Source organism: Clostridium lamae (genome assembly GCF_033043255.1).
GTDB classification, from domain to species: domain Bacteria; phylum Bacillota; class Clostridia; order Clostridiales; family Clostridiaceae; genus Clostridium; species Clostridium lamae.
Genome location: NZ_JASCQJ010000042.1, coordinates 13,028 through 31,537, shown reverse-complemented (window position 1 = coordinate 31,537; position 18,510 = coordinate 13,028). Strand labels below are relative to the sequence as shown.

Annotated in this window: 16 protein-coding genes; 13 read left to right on the top strand and 3 right to left on the bottom strand. The window is 27.0% G+C overall.

Annotated elements, in window-relative coordinates; genetic code table 11:
• The first annotated feature begins 275 nt into the window (after window positions 1-275).
• The 5 genes from QK892_RS15365 to QK892_RS15345 all read left to right on the top strand — a co-directional run bounded on the left by QK892_RS15365 (window position 276) and on the right by QK892_RS15345 (window position 4,525).
• Window positions 276-695 (top strand): hypothetical protein, encoded by a 420-nt coding sequence (locus tag QK892_RS15365; protein ID WP_317274433.1) that lies wholly within the window; start codon window positions 276-278, stop codon window positions 693-695.
• A 219-nt stretch (window positions 696-914) separates the two neighbouring features.
• The gene (gene rsgA / locus QK892_RS15360) at window positions 915-1,949 is read left to right on the top strand and encodes a ribosome small subunit-dependent GTPase A (protein ID WP_317274432.1); all 1,035 of its coding nucleotides are present in this window, start codon (window positions 915-917) and stop codon (window positions 1,947-1,949) included.
• A gap of 1 nt (window position 1,950) precedes the next feature.
• On the top strand, window positions 1,951-2,400 hold the full coding sequence (locus QK892_RS15355) for a GNAT family N-acetyltransferase (protein WP_317274431.1): 450 nt from the start codon (window positions 1,951-1,953) through the stop codon (window positions 2,398-2,400).
• A gap of 135 nt (window positions 2,401-2,535) precedes the next feature.
• The gene (locus tag QK892_RS15350) at window positions 2,536-3,108 is read left to right on the top strand and encodes an RNA polymerase sigma factor (protein ID WP_317274430.1); all 573 of its coding nucleotides are present in this window, start codon (window positions 2,536-2,538) and stop codon (window positions 3,106-3,108) included.
• Entirely contained in the window at window positions 3,101-4,525 is a 1,425-nt protein-coding gene (locus QK892_RS15345; protein ID WP_317274429.1) for a DUF4179 domain-containing protein, read from the top strand. The genes QK892_RS15350 and QK892_RS15345 overlap by 8 nt, the downstream gene beginning before the upstream one ends.
• Window positions 4,526-4,702: 177 nt before the next feature.
• Here QK892_RS15345 and QK892_RS15340 read toward each other — a convergent pair whose 3' ends face one another.
• Entirely contained in the window at window positions 4,703-5,305 is a 603-nt protein-coding gene (locus QK892_RS15340; RefSeq protein WP_317274428.1) for a DUF445 domain-containing protein, read from the bottom strand.
• Window positions 5,306-5,525: 220 nt separating this feature from the next.
• Window positions 5,526-7,190, bottom strand: a complete 1,665-nt coding sequence (locus tag QK892_RS15335; protein ID WP_317274427.1) for a glutamine--tRNA ligase/YqeY domain fusion protein — start codon at window positions 7,188-7,190, stop codon at window positions 5,526-5,528.
• 380 nt (window positions 7,191-7,570) lie between these two features.
• Here QK892_RS15335 and QK892_RS15330 point away from each other — a divergent pair, with 380 nt between their 5' ends.
• Complete coding sequence (locus tag QK892_RS15330; protein WP_317274426.1) at window positions 7,571-8,461, top strand: CPBP family intramembrane glutamic endopeptidase; 891 nt, start codon at window positions 7,571-7,573, stop codon at window positions 8,459-8,461.
• A gap of 283 nt (window positions 8,462-8,744) precedes the next feature.
• Window positions 8,745-9,530 (top strand): Cof-type HAD-IIB family hydrolase, encoded by a 786-nt coding sequence (locus QK892_RS15325; RefSeq protein ID WP_317274425.1) that lies wholly within the window; start codon window positions 8,745-8,747, stop codon window positions 9,528-9,530.
• A gap of 150 nt (window positions 9,531-9,680) precedes the next feature.
• Here QK892_RS15325 and QK892_RS15320 read toward each other — a convergent pair whose 3' ends face one another.
• Window positions 9,681-11,465 carry an alpha-amylase family glycosyl hydrolase gene (locus tag QK892_RS15320; protein WP_317274424.1) on the bottom strand — a complete coding sequence of 595 codons (1,785 nt, stop codon included), beginning with the start codon at window positions 11,463-11,465 and terminating at the stop codon, window positions 9,681-9,683.
• Window positions 11,466-11,749: 284 nt separating this feature from the next.
• Between QK892_RS15320 and QK892_RS15315 the strand changes: the two genes are divergently transcribed.
• The 6 genes from QK892_RS15315 to aroB all read left to right on the top strand — a co-directional run bounded on the left by QK892_RS15315 (window position 11,750) and on the right by aroB (window position 18,290).
• Window positions 11,750-12,223 (top strand): hypothetical protein, encoded by a 474-nt coding sequence (locus tag QK892_RS15315; protein ID WP_317274423.1) that lies wholly within the window; start codon window positions 11,750-11,752, stop codon window positions 12,221-12,223.
• A gap of 210 nt (window positions 12,224-12,433) precedes the next feature.
• Complete coding sequence (locus QK892_RS15310; protein ID WP_317274422.1) at window positions 12,434-13,141, top strand: phosphatase PAP2 family protein; 708 nt, start codon at window positions 12,434-12,436, stop codon at window positions 13,139-13,141.
• 187 nt (window positions 13,142-13,328) lie between these two features.
• Entirely contained in the window at window positions 13,329-13,880 is a 552-nt protein-coding gene (locus QK892_RS15305) for an NADH peroxidase (RefSeq protein WP_317274421.1), read from the top strand.
• Between the two features lie 282 nt (window positions 13,881-14,162).
• Window positions 14,163-15,590: a cardiolipin synthase gene (cls, locus tag QK892_RS15300; protein ID WP_317274420.1), complete on the top strand. Its 1,428-nt coding sequence runs from the start codon at window positions 14,163-14,165 to the stop codon at window positions 15,588-15,590.
• A gap of 411 nt (window positions 15,591-16,001) precedes the next feature.
• Complete coding sequence (gene aroF / locus QK892_RS15295) at window positions 16,002-17,015, top strand: 3-deoxy-7-phosphoheptulonate synthase (protein ID WP_317274419.1); 1,014 nt, start codon at window positions 16,002-16,004, stop codon at window positions 17,013-17,015.
• Window positions 17,016-17,252: 237 nt separating this feature from the next.
• Entirely contained in the window at window positions 17,253-18,290 is a 1,038-nt protein-coding gene (aroB, locus tag QK892_RS15290) for a 3-dehydroquinate synthase (protein WP_317274418.1), read from the top strand.
• Window positions 18,291-18,510 lie beyond the last annotated feature (220 nt).

The following is an 18,510-nucleotide window of genomic DNA, read 5'->3' as shown; positions in this document are numbered from 1 at the left end:
ATTACCTCCTTAGTTTCACATCTAACGTATAGTAAACTTTTTTAAATAAGGATTATATAATAATTGTAAAATAATGTATAATTTAATTATATATTAAATTTTGAAGTAAGTACCTAGAAATGTTGAAGTTATATTTAAAAATCTTTGCAATGGTATATTTTGTATAATAGGTAAATTATAATTGTGTATTTATATAACCAAGCATAATATAAATATATAGATGATACATAGTTTATTAGGGTTAAATAATATTTTTAAGGGAAAGGGGAATTCTTATGGTAAGTGTCTTAATTAAGAGTATAAAAGAATACAAATATCTTTTTAAAAGAGCAACTCTTTTTATTTTTATTTTCTGTTTAAGCTTATTAATGATAGGATGTATCAATTGTAAAGTAGAAAGTGGTAAAACACAAAATTATATAAATGCAGTTGTTGATTATATAACAGAAGATAGTATTAATGTTGTTCCAATAGACAATGAAAATATTAATTCAGATAAAAATATTATTAACGCAGATAGTGTTATTATAAATAAAAATACAGTATCTACTGATAAGCTACCAGAGCTGAAGAAGGGTGATAAAATAAGGATTGTTTATAATGGTGAAAGTGTGGAAGAAGATCCTTTTAAAATTGATATAGTTTTTGCAATATATTTATTAGATGAAAATGGTGAAGTTATACCTAACGAATAAAGTATTTTTAAATTCAAATAATAGTGCAAATAATATAAATATTAATATATAATAAATATAATGGTTATTATAAAAATAACTATTAATTATCTGAAAGGATGTGATGTTTTATGATGGATTTAGTAAGAAGAAACAAAAACTATATTGTTGTTAATGGGAAGGTGACTACAGTATAGAAATAAATAATCCTTCCCAATATGTTTAATTTCGGGAGGAAGAATGAATAATAAAAACTTACTAGAATTAGGATTAAATGAAGGATACATTAAGGAAGCAAGTAGTTATAATGACAACTTTTATTTAGGGAGAGTTTCAGTACAATATAAAGATATTTATAGAGTTGTTACTGAAGAAGGAGAAGTACTTGCAAGAGTATCTGGAAAATTATCATATTCTTCAAATAGTACTTTAGATTATCCTGTAGTGGGAGATTGGGTATTATTAGATAGAACAGATAATAAAAATGGCGATGCTATAATTCATAAAGTATTAACTAGAAAAAGTTATTTTTCTAGAAAGATAGCTGGTACTAGATATGATACACAAGTTGTTGCAGCAAATATTGATTATATATTTATCTGCATGGCTTTAAATAATGATTTTAATATTAATAGACTTGAAAGATATATAGCTGTGGCTTGGGATAGTATGGCAACACCAGTTATAGTGCTAACTAAGTCAGATTTATGCGAAGATATAGATGAAAGACTAAGAGAAGTTAAAGAAGCTGCTATAGGAATAGACATACTAGTAACTTCAAGTTTAAATGGAAATGGATATGAAAAAGTTAAAGAATATATTAAATCTGGAACAACAATAGCCTTTATAGGATCATCAGGTGTAGGAAAATCTACACTTATAAATAAGTTATTAAATAAAGAAGTTTTAAAAACTAATTCAATTAGTGAAAATGATAAAGGAAGGCATACTACTACTCATAGAGAACTATTTTTATTAGAAGATGGTGGAGTAATAATTGATACTCCTGGAATGAGGGAGCTTGGATTAATTTCTGCAGATGTTGATAAGTCCTTTAGCAATATTGAAGAGTTAGAAAAACAATGTAAGTTTTCAGATTGTACTCATAAAAATGAACCTAAATGTGCAGTAAGAGAAGCGATAGAAAATGGGGAATTAGACTTAGATAGATTAGAAAGGTATAAAAAGCTTAAAAAAGAAGAGGCTTATAATTTATCAAAAGCTAAGAGTCAAGAAAGGCATAGGATTAAAAGTATTATGAAGGGTAAAAAGTAATATGAGTATATATTTAAAAGATATTGATAAAAATAATTTTTATCAATGCACACTCTTAACAACTAATAAAGAAGGTAAAAATTATGTTTTTGAAGAATTTGTTGCTTCAAATGCATTTTCTATAGCACAGTCTAAAGTTCAAAAAGGGTGGACAGTAAAAGCAATATATAATGATGATTTAATGATTGGATTTACTATGTATGGATATTGTTATGATTATAATTTTTACGAAGTATGTAGGTTTATGATAGATCATAAATACCAAGGTAAAGGGTATGGAAAAATTGCTTTAAAAAAAGTAATTGAAGAGATGAAGAAGATTGAAGATTGCAAGGATATATATATTTCCTTTGATCCAAAGAATAATATAGCAAGAAGCCTTTATCAAAGCCTTGGATTTAAGGATACAGGAAAGACTTTAGAAGAAGAATTATTGTTTAGGTTAGAATAGTAAAAAAGAGTTGCTAGGCAACTCTTTTTTTGTGAAAATTTATTATGGATTTTAATGGAACCTTTGAATTAAGGTGTACGTCTAATTAAGTGAAGACAAGTTAACATAGCTATGGTAAGTGGAAGGGGAAATATAATGAATATGTCTAATATTATTCCTATAGGGATATTAAATAAACTTAAAGATGAAAAGCTTAAGAAAAGTAATGTTAGATTAGCTATAGATGGGGACAAAGAAGCATTCAATATTTTAATTGAAGAAAATTTAAAGTCTTTATATATTGTGTGTAGAGGAATGTTAAATAGTGAATATGATATGGAAGATGCTCTCCAAAGCACTATATTAAAGGCTTATGAGAAAATTCCGTATCTAAAAAATGAGGAGTTTTTTAAAACATGGTTAACAAGAATTTTAATTAACGAATGTAATAACATAATAAGAAAAAATAAGAAGATTACTTATATTGAGGATTCACAAATAAATAATGAAGTTTATGAAGATAAATATAAAAATTTAGATTTAATTAGGGCTATGGATTCATTGAGTTCTGATTTAAGAATCACTATGTGGTTATTTTATTTTGACGACATGTCTATAGAGGAAATAAGTAATGCTTTAAAAGTACCTAAAGGAACTGTAAAGTCTAGATTAAATAGAGGAAGAGAGAAAATTTATAATATTATGAGTGAGGGATGTAATCATGAATAATTATGAGAAAGATAAATTTAATGATAGTCTTAAACAAGAGGCAAGAAATATTAACATAGAAGTACCCGATAAATTAAAAAATAATATATTAAAAACTCTGGACGAGCTACCAGAAAGAGGTGTAAAAAGAAAAAGTAAACTTAGAAAAATATCTGGATTAGTAGCTGGAATCATAGTATGTATGCTTACATTTAATATATTTATGCCAGCTTATGCAGAAAGTTTACCTATTATAGGGCCTACATTTAAAAGTATTAATGAAGTAATTGGAATTGGAGATAAATATGTTGAGGGAGCGAAAGATGTTAATATTACACAAAAGTATGAAGATACTACAATGACAATTAAAAATATTTATTATGATGGTGTTGAATTAGCTATAGCTTATGAGTTAAAGTCAGAGAAGGGATTTGATGATAAACCAATAATATTCCCTATTATAAAAAGAGGATTTAAGAATATAGATTATAAAAATGAGGAAAATGATGGTGATTTTATAGATGATAATACTTATGTTGGATTAGCTTCGTATGCATTTACAGATAACGAATTGGCTGATAAAGCTAAAATAGAATTTGTAGTTAATGATTTATATGGAGAGTGGGTTGGATATTATCCTAAAAAATTTAAATTTAAGTTCTCTATAGATTCTAAGGATATGGGAAAAGAAACATATAAGGTAGATAAAGAAATAAAATATGATGATAGTATATTCAAGCTTACTGAATTAATAACATCTAATTTAAATACCATAGTGTACATGGATACAGATATAGGACTTGTAAAACCTGATGAGAATAATTCTGAAATTTTTATTCAAAAGTACACATTAAAAGTTTTAGTGCAAGATGATAAAGGAATTCCTATAGATTGGAAAGAAGGATCAGGTACTGGATCAAATGTGAAAGATGAAAGAGTTCAAGGGAATTATCTTTGGAGATATAAAGGTGTACCAGAGGAAACAAAATCAATAACGCTTATACCTGTTATAAGTGAAAGCACCTATAATAGAGAATTAATGATAGAGAAAATAAATGAAAATAGTGAAACAGTTATAAATATGGGAAATGGACAAGAATACATTATTAAGAATATTGAGTTTAAAGAAGATAAAACTGTAATAGATTTAAAAATTAAAAAATATATAGATAGTTTAGAGCATATAGGAATTGAAATTTGGGATGAAGATAGAGTAAATAAATATAAAGAATCTAATAATGGTCAAGAGCAAAATTGGTATAAGGATACAATAGACATAGAAATTCAAGAGACTAAATTTAATGGAGTTGATGATGGCTACAATTTTACTTTAATATTGCCAGCATTAGATAAAAATAAAGATTATTTCATTACCAAGATGAATACTGGAGATAAGATATTAGAGGATGAAAAAATTACTATAGATTTAGAGAAATAAAATACAGTATTTTTTATTAAGTTTTGAGTTTCTAATTAATAAGGAAGCTACGGAACAAAAATTCATAATTCCTAAGAATGAGGTATTATTATCTTAAGTTTGTAGAAGGAAATATGTTATGTTAGGACGACCTGGAGCTTGCGACAGAGCCACTAATATAACATATTTCCTTATTTCTTAAAGAAAAATCACTAAAATGCCTTGAAGTAACCCAATAACAGAACCTAATACAAGACCTAGAATCTCAATATGTTTTAGTTCTTTTTTAGCAACTTTAATTATTATATCTTCTAGTTGTTCTAAGTCTAATTCATTAATCTTTTCTTCAACAATTTCTTGTATATTAACATTTTCTTTAGCTTTAACTAATAAATCAGAACTTATTTCATTAATAGCACTAGGGACTTCTTTATTTAAAATTTCATCAATATATGGAGCAGCCATCATTCTAAAAGGCATAGGAATAATGTTTAGTTTTTCATTTATTATATTTTTAATTTTATCTGTTATGTAAGAATTAAAGTTTTCTCCATCTGAATTGTTTAATGCTTGTTCTAATATATCATCAATTGAAAGTAATTCATTAGAAATTACTTCACCGATATTAGCAGCAATCTCATTTTTTCTTTTAGGAATTAAACCTAATATTTCAATATTTAAGATAGGGATTTTTATCGGTTTAATTGGTCTAAACAAAAGCTTTATAGCTAATATATTAGTTACCCATCCAATAAGTCCGCCAACAATTGTTAATATTAATATAGTTGTAAAGTTATTCATTAGTTTCCTCCTATGTATGTAAAGTATAGTGATTTTGTAAATAAAATACGTAGAATATTTTATAATCAAAAACAAGATAATTCAATGTAAAAATTGATTATATAGCATAAAAAAAGAGTTGCAACTGCAACTCTCAAAAAAATCCAATAATTCAATAATTCTATAATTCAGTTCACTGAATTATAACCACAATTTTTTCATTATTTCATTTTTTCATTCTTTAATTATTAATCTTAAATGAGCTCTTTAATGATACTATTCTATTAAATACTAATTTATCATCAGTAGTGTACTTAGGATCTACATTAAAGAATCCGTTTCTTACTAATTGGAACTTATCTTGTGGTTTTGCTACTTTAGCAGTAGTTTCTTCAATAAATCCTTCTAATACTTCTAATGAATTAGGATTAATTTGTTCTAAGAAATGCTTTCCTTCATTTTCAGGAGCATCATCTAATATTAATGGTTCATAAAGTCTAAATTCAGCTGGCTTTGCAGTTTTTGCATCTACCCAGTGGATAGTTCCTTTAACTTTTCTTCCAGTAAATCCAGAACCACTCTTAGTTTCTGGGTCATAAGTACAATGTAATTCAACTACATTTCCATTTTCATCTTTTATTACATCATTACACTTAATAAAGTAAGCACCGATTAATCTTACTTCGTTTCCTGGGAATAATCTAAAATACTTTTTAACAGGTACTTCCATAAAATCTTCTTGTTCTATATAAATTTCTCTTGAGAATGGAACTTCTCTAGTACCAGCTTCTTCATTTTTAGCGTTATTTGGAACTGGTAGCATTTCTGTTTGTCCTTCTGGATAGTTAGTAATAACAACCTTTAATGGTCTCATAACAGCCATAGCAGCATTAGCTTTAAGTTGTAAATCTTCTCTTATAAAGTATTCAAGCATTTGAGAATCTACAACTGAATTAGCTTTTGAAACTCCAATTGCTGTGCAGAAGTTTCTAATTGCTTCAGGGGTATATCCTCTTCTTCTTAATCCAGAAACAGTAGGCATTCTTGGATCATCCCATCCATCAACTACTTTTTCATCAACTAATTGTTTAAGCTTTCTCTTACTCATAACAGTGTTAGTCATGTTAAGTCTTGCAAATTCAATTTGTCTTGGAGTATGCTCCATTTCACATTCTTTAACAAACCAATCGTAAAGAGGTCTATGATCTTCAAACTCTAAAGTACAAATTGAATGTGTTATACCTTCAATTGCATCTTCAAGAGGATGAGCAAAATCATACATAGGGTATATGCACCATTTATCACCAGTATTGTGGTGTGTTGCATGAGCAATTCTATATATAATAGGGTCTCTCATATTAATATTAGGAGAAGACATATCTATTTTGGCTCTTAGAACCTTTGAACCATCTTCAAATTCACCATTTTTCATTCTTTCTAATAAGTCAAGATTTTCTTCCACAGATCTATTTCTATAAGGACTTTCTTTTCCAGGTTCAGTTAAAGTTCCTCTATATTCTCTTATTTCTTCTGGAGTTAAATCGCAAACGTAAGCTAAGCCTTTTTTAATTAGTAGCTTTGCTTTATCGTACATAATATCAAAATAATCAGAAGCAAAATAGATATTATCCCAATTTCCACCTAGCCATTTAACATCTTCTTTAATTGACTCAACGTATTCAGTGTCTTCTTTAGTAGGGTTAGTATCATCGAATCTTAAATTAAATTTACCTTTAAACTCCTCTGCAAGACCTGAATTTAAAACTATTGATTTAGCATGGCCTATGTGTAAATATCCATTTGGTTCAGGTGGGAAACGAGTTATTATTTCATCATGTTTTTTATTTTCTAAGTCTTCAATAATTATATTTCTTATAAAGTTAGATGACATATTTTCATTTGACATATGCAAACCTCTCCTATACAAATTATCTTTTAGTATTATATATAGTTATATACTATTTTTTTACTTTTAAATCAAATATTTTATAAATAATAATATGTATATAATTTTAAACTAATGATGAGAAAAAATAAAGTATTAGTAAGGGAAAAGATAGCTTTTATGAGTAATTATGAAAAAATATATATTTATAAGCAGATTTTTAGTAGATATTACATAAAGATCCAATTATAAATTATAGATGAGGCTTGTCTTTGTAATAAATTGAAAATTACTGAAACTTATAAAGATGAATTTATATTAATTTGAATTAATGGTATAAAAAGTAAAAATGTTGTATAATAATTTTAATGGATAAATTTAACTGGAAAGGGGAGAATTATATGAAAGAAAAGGTAAAAGCATTTTTTGCTTCTATAGGATATTTACTTATAACACTATTAGTACAGGTAATTGTATCTACGGTAGGAGGACTGTCTGTAGGAATATATTTTGCAATAACTCAAATGTCACAAATTAATAATGGAGCAATTAATCTCGATGCTGACTTATCTAATGTTATAGAATTTACCTTAAGTTTAACAAATATATTTTTGTTAATTTCATCAATATTAACAGTACTTGTTTTAATCTTAATTTATAAGATTAAAAAGAGAAATTATAAAGAAGAGATTTTAATTAATAGAACTAATAAATTTAATATTATTTTCGCAGTAATTCTAGGGGCAGCTTGTTGGTTATTTAATTCAGGAGCATTAAGTTTAATTGATGAAGCAGGATTATTTTCAAGTCAATTTCAGTACATGGAAGATGTGCTATCACCACTTAATGGAGGTAGTATGATAATCTCTATAATTACAATTGGAATAGTTGCACCTTTTGCTGAAGAATTTTTATTTAGAGGAATTATTTATAATACTTTAAAGAAAAAAGTATCTATTAGATGGACCATAATAATACAAGCCATTATGTTTGGAGTTTTCCATGGAAATATAATTCAAGGAAGTTATGCAACGCTTTTAGGTATAGTTTTTGGATATGTTACTTATAAAACTAAATCATTATGGCCAGCGATAATAATGCATATGGTTAATAATTTAATCGCTACAATGTTTATGTATGTGCCAAGTGATAATATAAGTGGAATATTAGTATATGTAGTATTTTTGATAATGGGAATTATAGGAGTTACTATAAGCTTAATGCTAATAAAAAAGAAAAACGAAAGAGATGAAGAAATTATAGATTTTCGTAATATTAATAACTTAAATTAATTACAAAGAGTTTAGCAATCATTTAGTATAATGTTTGCTAAACTTTTTTTCTTGATTCTAATTTTAATGATATAATACAAATTGGTGGATGTCATAATAAAAAAAACTTGGTTGGGCTATTGGAGGATTTTTAATTGAAGAAATTAAAAATTTTGAAATAGATAAGGCTTTTATAGGTGTAGATAGTATAAATATTGAATAGAGCTTTATTAGTAATTTTAACTTAGATGAGACAGAAACAAATGTTAGATTATTTTATTAAGATAAGGGAAGGATTTGTAGAATGATAAAATTAATAGCATCAGATATGGATGGAACTTTATTAAATGAAAATAATGAAATTAATGAAGAGTTTTTTGATATATTCAATAAGCTTAAGGAAAGGGATATTATCTTTGCAGCTGCAAGTGGAAGGCAATACTACAATTTATTAAAAAGATTCGAGAGAATAAGTGACGATATAATGTTCATTGCTGAAAATGGAACTTTTGTTGCATATAAGGGAGAAGAAATATTAGTAAATTCATTAAATAGAGAAGTTGCAAATGAACTTGTAAAAATTGGAAGAACTATAGAAAATGCTTATACAATACTTTGTGGCAAGAAATCAGCTTATATTGAAAATAACGACGAGAGATTAGTTGAACAAACTAAAAAGTATTATGAAAGATATGAAATAGTTGATGATTTAACTAAAGTTAATGATGAGGTTCTTAAAGTTACTATTTGCGATTTTTCAGGTTCAGAGTTTAATAGTAATAAGTATTATAAAGACTATTGGGACAAGCTTCAAGTTACTGTATCAGGAGAAATATGGTTAGATATTACTACAAAGGGAGTAAATAAGGGAGTAGCAATTGAAAAAGTTCAAGAGATACTAGATATTACCCCTAAAGAAACTATGGTATTTGGAGATTATTTAAATGATTTGGAAATGATGGAGAAGGCTTATTATAGCTTTGCTATGGAAAATGCACATGATGATTTAAAGAAAGTTTCTAGGTTTATAGCAAAGAGTAATAATGATAATGGTGTAGTTGAAGCTATAAAAGAAATAGTAAAATTTTAATCTGTGAAAGCTTACATATTGATATATTAGAAAATAAATGGAGCTGTTATAACAGCTCCCAATTAACATATATCTATTTTAGAAACTCCGAAAGGAGTTTCTTCTTTAATTTTACATTTTACATTATTCATTTTTCATTGTGCGAAAGCATCATTTTATTTCTTCTAGTAAAACAATGCCATTTTTATTTGGATTAACATTAACTTTTCCATCTTGCACAGTATATTTTTTACCGGTATAAAAATCTTTTATCTGAATTTCATCATTCCAAACAGAAGAAACATCTATTTCAGATTGGTTCTGCACTTCAGTTGCTATTACTACTTTATCATTTATACTATTTTTATTATAAGATCTACTAAAAGCATAAGGGGAGTATTGAAGCATTTTATGTTCACCAGCTCCAATAGAAATATGATTAGCTCTAAATTGACCTAACTTTTGCCAATGAGATAATGTTTCTTTATCTATACTGTCCCAATTCATATCTGATCTAGAGGGCTGATCTTTAGCCGTTGTAACAGTATTAGTTGATGCTTTTCTATTTGATTCATCACCATAGTAAATTTCAACTCCTCCTGGAGATAATAGTAATTTTGTTCCTAAGTTAATCATATTACCTCTTGTTAAGCCAGTATCATGGGAAGAAATATAACTTAGAACATTAAAATTATCATCACTATTAATTTTATCATCATATTCAGAGTAGATTTCTTCAAGATATTCTAAGCTATCACCTTTAGGAAAATCAAAATTAATTATTGAATCAAAACCATTATCGTAATATTGATTTTTTTCTAGACCTTGTCCAAAAACTTCTCCTGTCATCCAAAAGTCATCTGACCAATTTGAGCCAGGACTATCTGGATTATTTTTTCTCCAAGTATTTAAAGCTTTATTAGATTCATCTTTTAATTGCTGCCATCTATATATATCAATATGTTTAGCAGTATCGCATCTAAAACCATCTATTCCGAATTCTTCTACCCAAGCTGAAAGCCATTTAATAATATAAGTTGAGGGATCTACATCTAAATTAGTTCTATATTTTATAGCTGAAGGCACTATCCATGCTTCATTATTTTTAGATATATCTTTTGCCCATTTTATTTTAAGAATAGGGGGGATATCTACTGCTTTTGTTAATTCAGTTTTAATATCAGGTAATCCAGAAAGGTTAATATTAATATCATTACTTCCACCAGAAGTATAGCCAGGTAACCCAGCTCTTATCCACTCATTTCCCCACCATTTTGCCCATTCTTCTTCATGTCCATGATAATCTACAATTGTTTTATTATAAGTATCATAGTTTTCAGATTCATTTGGTTGCCAAGTAGCTATATCTATAGATGAGTCTTTTAATGGTTTAAAATCATAGTCTGCCATATCCTTTAAATTAGAATACCCAGTATGATTCATAACAACATCTAGAACTATTCTAATACCTTTAGAATGTGCGGTGTCAACAAACTCTCTCATATCATCAATAGTTCCCATATTCTTATCTATAGATGTCCAATCTAAAGCATAGTAACCATGATATCCGTAATGAGCAAAGGAACCAGAGTTATCACCTGATATAAATCCATGAACTTGTTCTATAGGCGAAGTTATCCATATAGCATTAATACCTAAATCAGTAAAGTAATTATCCTTTAATTTTTTAGTTAGTCCTTTAATATCCCCACCATGAAAGGTACCGACAGTTGAGCCTTTAGCATCTATTGAAAGTCTTCCATATGAATTATTGTTTGATTCATCACCATCATAAAATCTATCTGTCATAACAAAGTATAAGCTTAAGTTATCCCAAGAAAATGGTTTGTTTCCAGAATCATTATCATTTTTAGTAATCTTTATAAATAGTATTGTAGAAAGAATTAGTAAAAGTATAAAGAGAATTGGTAAGTATAGAGTTTTCTTTTTTTTCATAGATCCACCTCATTAAGCTAATATAATTTGAATTTATCATAATGTATGTTTGATAACAATTACAAAAACTAACCTCAGGATATTTTTGGATTTTAATACAAAAATAATAAAAGTTTATATAAAGTTAATATGAATAAAGAGGACTTTAGTCCTGAACTTTTATGACCATAATCTTTAAATAAGGGACTTTTAAAAAATTACAATTAGTAAGAAAATATATATATACAGTAAAATAGAATAATTGGTATTAATTTGAGTTAAAATGTAAAAAAAAGGAGGAGTATATGAATCAAATTGAAATAGATGATATTCTTTCAACTACAGTAGTATATAATGATTTTTTTGGCTATAGCAATGACTATAAATTCTTAAATTATAGAATTGATTATCTAGAAGAGATAGCTAATAAATATAAGGAAAATCTTAATATTTCTAATATAGAGGATAAAAATACAATATGTTTAAAAAATGAGGGTCACTCTTTCTTAAGGGAGTTCATATATAGATTTGAAAGCTGTATTTCAATTGAAAAATTAATATATCCATTAGTTAATCATGATGTCATTAGTTATGAAATTATAGATTTATCAAATGATAGTGAAAAAGTAATACTATCAAGAGAAGAAATATATGAGAATAGTGAAAAAATAGAAATTACACTTTGTAATTCTAGAGTAAATCACATAAAATTAAAAGTCAAAAGTAAAAAAAACATATGGCCGAAAATTTCAGAAATAAAAATAATAAAAAGTGTCTAGAAACTTGCAGTTAATCTTAATTATCTGTGAGTTTTTATTTATTTAAGAGTAATTAAAAAAGATAAAAATAAAATATAAAGAAATTCTTAAAAATCAAAAGTTTATCTTATAATATCCTTAAAAATAATGGCTATTTGGTACAATATAATCTTTATATTGTAAAATATATTTATAGGAATAATTAGTTAAATTTTTTTAGGGGGTATTATTTTGAGTAACTTTATAAAGAATTTTATATATAAATATGATTTAAATGAAATAAAATGGATGGATTTAGTTTGGCTTATTATTTTACCTATAATTAATATAAATTATCTCATAGCAGGGGCTCTGGCTGGGAGTGGTAAGGATATATCTTTAACTATTGATAGAAATATACCCTTATTATCAGTATTTATTTTTCCTTATATATATTGGTATATTTTTATTTTTATAGGTTTAATATTTATTTTATCTAAAGATAGGAATAGATATTTAAGAACTCTGATAAGTATCTATATTGGCATGTGTATTTGCTATCTATTTTACTATTTATATCCAGTAGAAATAGCAAGGCCTGTTATTGCCAATAATACAATACCAAACAGAATAGTAAATTTAATATATGAGCTTGATAGACCACTTAATTGCTTTCCTTCAATTCATGTATTAAACACATACATTATTATGAGAGCTACTAAGTGGAAAGATAATAAACCATGGTTCGTTTATACAAATATAGTTGGGATTTTAATAATTTTATCTACAGTATTTATAAAGCAACATTTCGTACTAGATGGGGTTTCAGCTATAATTATCGCGGAATTAGTTATTTTTATTACTAAAAAAATTCAAGATAGGTATATAGATAAAATTCTAAATTTACCATATAAACTTGTTGATAGAGTAAAGATTAAAGATGATATACCAATAAATTGAAACATTTAATAATTTGATTTCATAGATAAATGGAGAGAGTTATGTTATATTTCTAATCTTTTATATTTAATAGACAAAAACAATACAAAATTTAATAAATACTATTTACAAATAATAATTGTCAATATATAATAAAAGCACCGAAATAAATATATAATTATGACTAGAAATTAGGAGGCTTTTAATTATGAAGAAATTTGTTTGTACAGTATGTGGATACGTATATGAAGGAGACATGGCACCAGAAGTTTGTCCAGTATGTAAGGTTGGAGCAGATAAGTTCGTAGAACAAACTGGAGATTTAAAATGGGCTGATGAGCACAGAGTTGGAGTTGCTAAGGATGTAGATCCAAGAGTTATGGAAGGATTACAAGCTAACTTTATAGGAGAATGTACAGAAGTTGGAATGTACTTAGCAATGTCAAGACAAGCTGATAGAGAAGGATTCCCAGAAGTTGCAGAAGCTTATAAGAGAATAGCATTTGAAGAAGCAGAACACGCTGCAAAATTTGCTGAATTAATTGGAGAAGTTGTAATAGCTGACACAAAATCTAACTTACAAGCTAGAGTAGATGCAGAGCACGGTGCTTGCCAAGGAAAGAAAGATTTAGCTACATTAGCTAAAGAATTAAACTTAGATGCAATCCATGACACAGTTCACGAAATGTGTAAAGATGAAGCTAGACATGGACAAGCATTCAAGGGATTATTAGATAGATATTTTGGAGATAACAAATAACCTCCATTAAATATATTAACTACTTAAATATATGAAACCAGTAAGAGAAACTGAAATAGAGTTCATTAAACTCTATTTCAGTTTCTCTTTTTATATTATAGACCTAGTAAAGTTATAAATATAATAAGATTTCAATTAGTAATTTTTATGCAGATCAAAGTTATTACATTAAGAAAAAAATTCTTAACTAAATATAAAATATGTATATAATTTTAATTATTGATAAAATAGATTATAATTATATGATATTAATAAATTTAAAAAAGAAGTGAGGTGAGTTTAATGAGTGCTTCAATTATATTAATAATCATTTATCTAATTAATATTATATCAGCAATATCATTAATATTTATTGAACGTAAAGAACCGAATACTACTTGGGCATGGTTATTAATTCTTTTATTGCTTCCTGGTTTTGGATTTATAATTTACTTGTTCCTTGGTCAAAATTTGAGTAGACAAAAGATATTTAGAGAAAAGAAAGTAACAGATAATAAAAAGGTTAAGGAATTATTGGAAAGTTTTAATGAAGAAAAAAGAAATAGAGGTATATCAGATGAATTCATAGACCTTATTAGAATGAATTATAACAATTCAGGAGCATTATACACCTCTGGAAATAAGGTTGATACTTTTATAAATGGTGATGAAAAATTTAAATCATTAATAAATGATATTAGGTTAGCTAAGAAGTTTATACATATCGAATATTACATATTTAGAATGGATAATATAGGCAAAGCTATAATCCACGAGCTTAAGAAAAAGGTTGAAGAGGGAGTAGAGGTTAGACTTTTAGTTGATGGAGCAGGATCTAAAAGTTTAAGAGGAAAAGACATAAAATACATAAAAAGCCTTGGAATTAAATTTTTTATATTCTTCCCAGGGATTTTACCATATATAAATACTCGTATAAATTTTAGAAATCATAGAAAAATAGTTGTTATAGATGGAAAAGTTGGATATGTTGGTGGATTTAATGTTGGAGATGAGTATGTTAATGGAGGAAAACAGTTTAATTATTGGAGAGATACTCATATTAGAATTCAAGGAGAAGCAGTTAATGAATTAAATAAGAGATTTCTTTTGGATTGGGACTATGCTTCTGAAGGAGAACTAAAAAGTTATGATAAGTATTTTTTAAATCAAGATGAGTATGGAGACATAGGAATGCAAATTATTTCTTCTGGACCTGATCATATAGAAGAATTTATAAAAAATGCATATATGAAAATAATTAATAATGCAAAGGAGAATGTTTATATTCAGACTCCATATTTAGTACCAGATGAACCTATTAAAGAAGCTTTAAAAATTGCAGCATTATCTGGAATAGATGTGAGGATAATGGTTCCAGGAAAGCCAGACCATTTCTTTATGGAATGGATATTAAGTGCTAATATTGGAGAATTATTGGAATGTGGTGTTAAGATTTATAGGTATGAGAAGGGGTTTATTCATTCTAAAACTATAGTTGCTGATGGAAAGGTAGCTAGTATTGGAACTGCCAACCTAGATATTAGAAGTTTTCAACTTAACTTTGAAGTAAATGCAATAATTTTTGATAGTGATTTTACTAATGAGCAAGAGAAAATATTCATTAATGATATCAAGGATAGTAGGCTAGTAACTATTGAGGAATACAACAGTAGGGGCAGGAGTATAAGAATCAAAGAAGCATTAATTAGACTTATAGCGCCAATATTATAAATTATACTAGGTTTGTATCCAAATATTATTAACAATTTTAGTGAACTATTAACTCTTAATTATAAATATTATTAAAATGTAAAAATATTCACAATAATATTGACAAAGTATTGAACTTTGGTATAATTAGGGAAAAGAAATTTGAATTTATGGAGGACTTTATGAAAGGAATTATAAGCAAAATAGCAAAATTTAATAGCTTTTTTTACTTTATGTTCTGGGGCTTTTTCTTTAGCGCTGGCTATTTGTTTTGCAAAAAAAATAATTCTTTTCAAAGTGAGTTTTTAATATAAATTTATATATTTTGTTATAAAAATATATGGTTATTACAAGAGAACTCCTAGGGGTTCTCTTTTTTTAATATGAAAACTTAGAATAAAAAATATTTAATAATAAAAGGGGGCTTTATTTATGGTAATAATTTTAAAACCAAAAACTAGACAAGAAGAAATAAATAGACTAACAGAGGAGTTAGAAAAAGAAGGAGTAAAGGTCAATCCAGTAATTGGATCAGAACTAATTATATTAGGTCTTGTAGGCGATACAAGTAAAATTGATCCATTAAAAATTGAAGCTAATGACATAGTAGAAAAGGTTATGCACGTTCAGGAACCTTTTAAGAAGGCTAATAGATTATTCCATCCAGATGACAGTATAATTAAAGTTGGAAATAGTGAGATTGGTGGTAATAAGATAGCTATGATAGCTGGTCCGTGTTCAGTTGAAAGTGAAGAACAATTGACATATGTTGCTGAAGAAGTTAAGAGATTAGGGGCGAATTTCTTAAGAGGTGGTGCTTTTAAACCAAGGACTTCACCTTATAGTTTCCAAGGCTTAAAACATGATGGACTTGAATTATTAAAAATTGCTAGAGAAAAAACTGGATTACCTATAGTGACAGAAATAATGTCACCATATGATGTTGAAATATTTGAGAGAGATGTAGATGTTATTCAAGTTGGTGCAAGAAATATGCAAAATTTTGATTTGCTAAATGAATTAGGTAAAACAAGGAAGCCAATACTATTAAAAAGAGGCTTATCAGCTACAATAGAAGAGTGGCTTATGTCTGCAGAATATATATTGGCAGGTGGAAATGAAAATGTTATTCTTTGTGAAAGAGGAATAAGAACTTTTGAAACTTACACAAGAAATACCCTAGATTTAAGTGCAATACCAGCAGTTAAAAAGTTGAGCCATTTACCTATAATAGTAGATCCAAGTCATGCAACAGGAAAGAGATTTATGATATCTCCATTAGCAAAGGCAGCAATAGCGGTAGGAGCAGATGGATTAATAATAGAAGTTCATAATAATCCAGAAAAAGCACTTTGTGATGGTCCACAATCAATTCGACCAGACCACTATGAATCATTAGTTCAAGAGCTAAGAGCAATTGCAGCAGCAGTAGGAAAAGATATATAGGAAAAATGAAAGAATGAAATAATTAAAGAATGAAAGAATTAATGGTGAAATTCAGCCATGCTGAATTTCTTCATCAATTTTTATTAAAGTAATTCAGAAGGAATTACAACAACAATTTTTTCATTTTTTCATTTCTACATTTTTTCATTAAAATAGAAACAATGTAATTCAGAATGAATTACAACAATAATTCTACATTTTACATTCTACATTTTACATTATAGGGAGGGTGTTTTCGTGAAGTTAACTATAGATTTATCTCACAGCAGTTATGATATAATTATACAAAAGGGTTTGCTTAATAACTTGAGTAAGGAAATATCGCAAGTATTTAAAGGGAAGAAAATATTTGTATTAACAGATGAAAATGTTGATAGATTTTATGGAGATAGAGTTATTAAAGAATTGATTAGTTCAGGTTATGATACTAAAAAGCTAGTTCTTGAGCCAGGTGAGGAAACTAAATCATTTTTTACTTTGCCAAGGGTGTATGATGAACTTTTAAATTTTAAGCTTACAAGAAGTGATTTAATATTAACCCTAGGTGGTGGGGTAATAGGTGATTTAGGAGGCTTTGTTGCATCTACTTACTTAAGAGGAGTACCTTTTATACAGGTGCCAACAACTTTATTAGCACAAGTAGATAGTAGTGTAGGTGGGAAAGTTGGAGTAGATTTAGATAAAGGAAAGAATCTGGTAGGTAGCTTTTATCACCCTAAGAAGGTAATAATAGATCCAGAAGTTTTAAATTCTTTAAGTGATAGAGTATTTAATGATGGTATGGCAGAAGTAATAAAATATGGATGCATAAAGGATGAAGAATTTTTTAATAAATTATTACAATACAACAATAAGGAAGATGTTATGAACAATATTGAATATATTATTCACAATTGTTGTAATATCAAAAAAGAAGTTGTTGAAAAAGATGAAAAAGATACAGGTGAAAGAATGCTTTTAAATTTTGGTCATACAATAGGTCATGCTATTGAGAAATATTATAATTACAATAAATATACTCATGGTGAAGCTGTGGCTATAGGAATGTACGAAATTACAAAAATAAGTGAAGCTTCCTCCGAAACAGAAAAAGGAACAGCAGATATAATTAAGAATATATTAATTAAGTATAAGCTTCCTTATAAGTTAGATATAGATCTTAATGAAATAAAAGAAACAATTTCATTAGATAAAAAGAATATAGATAATAAACTAAACTTAATATTTATAAATAAAATTGGAGAAAGCAAAATAGTAAAAAGAGATAGTATTTAGTAAATAGGTAATAGTGAAGAAGTAAGAAGTAAGAAGTAAGAAGTAAGAAGAGTGGTGAAGAGTTAGTAATTAGCAAGAAATTAATAAAAACGCTCAGAAATTATATTAAGTAATTTAGATTAAACTTTAAATTGTTAATTATTTTTTATTCATTTCTTATTTGATTTTTTTAAAGTAATTCAGAATGAATTACAACAATTCTTTCATTTCTTCATTCTTT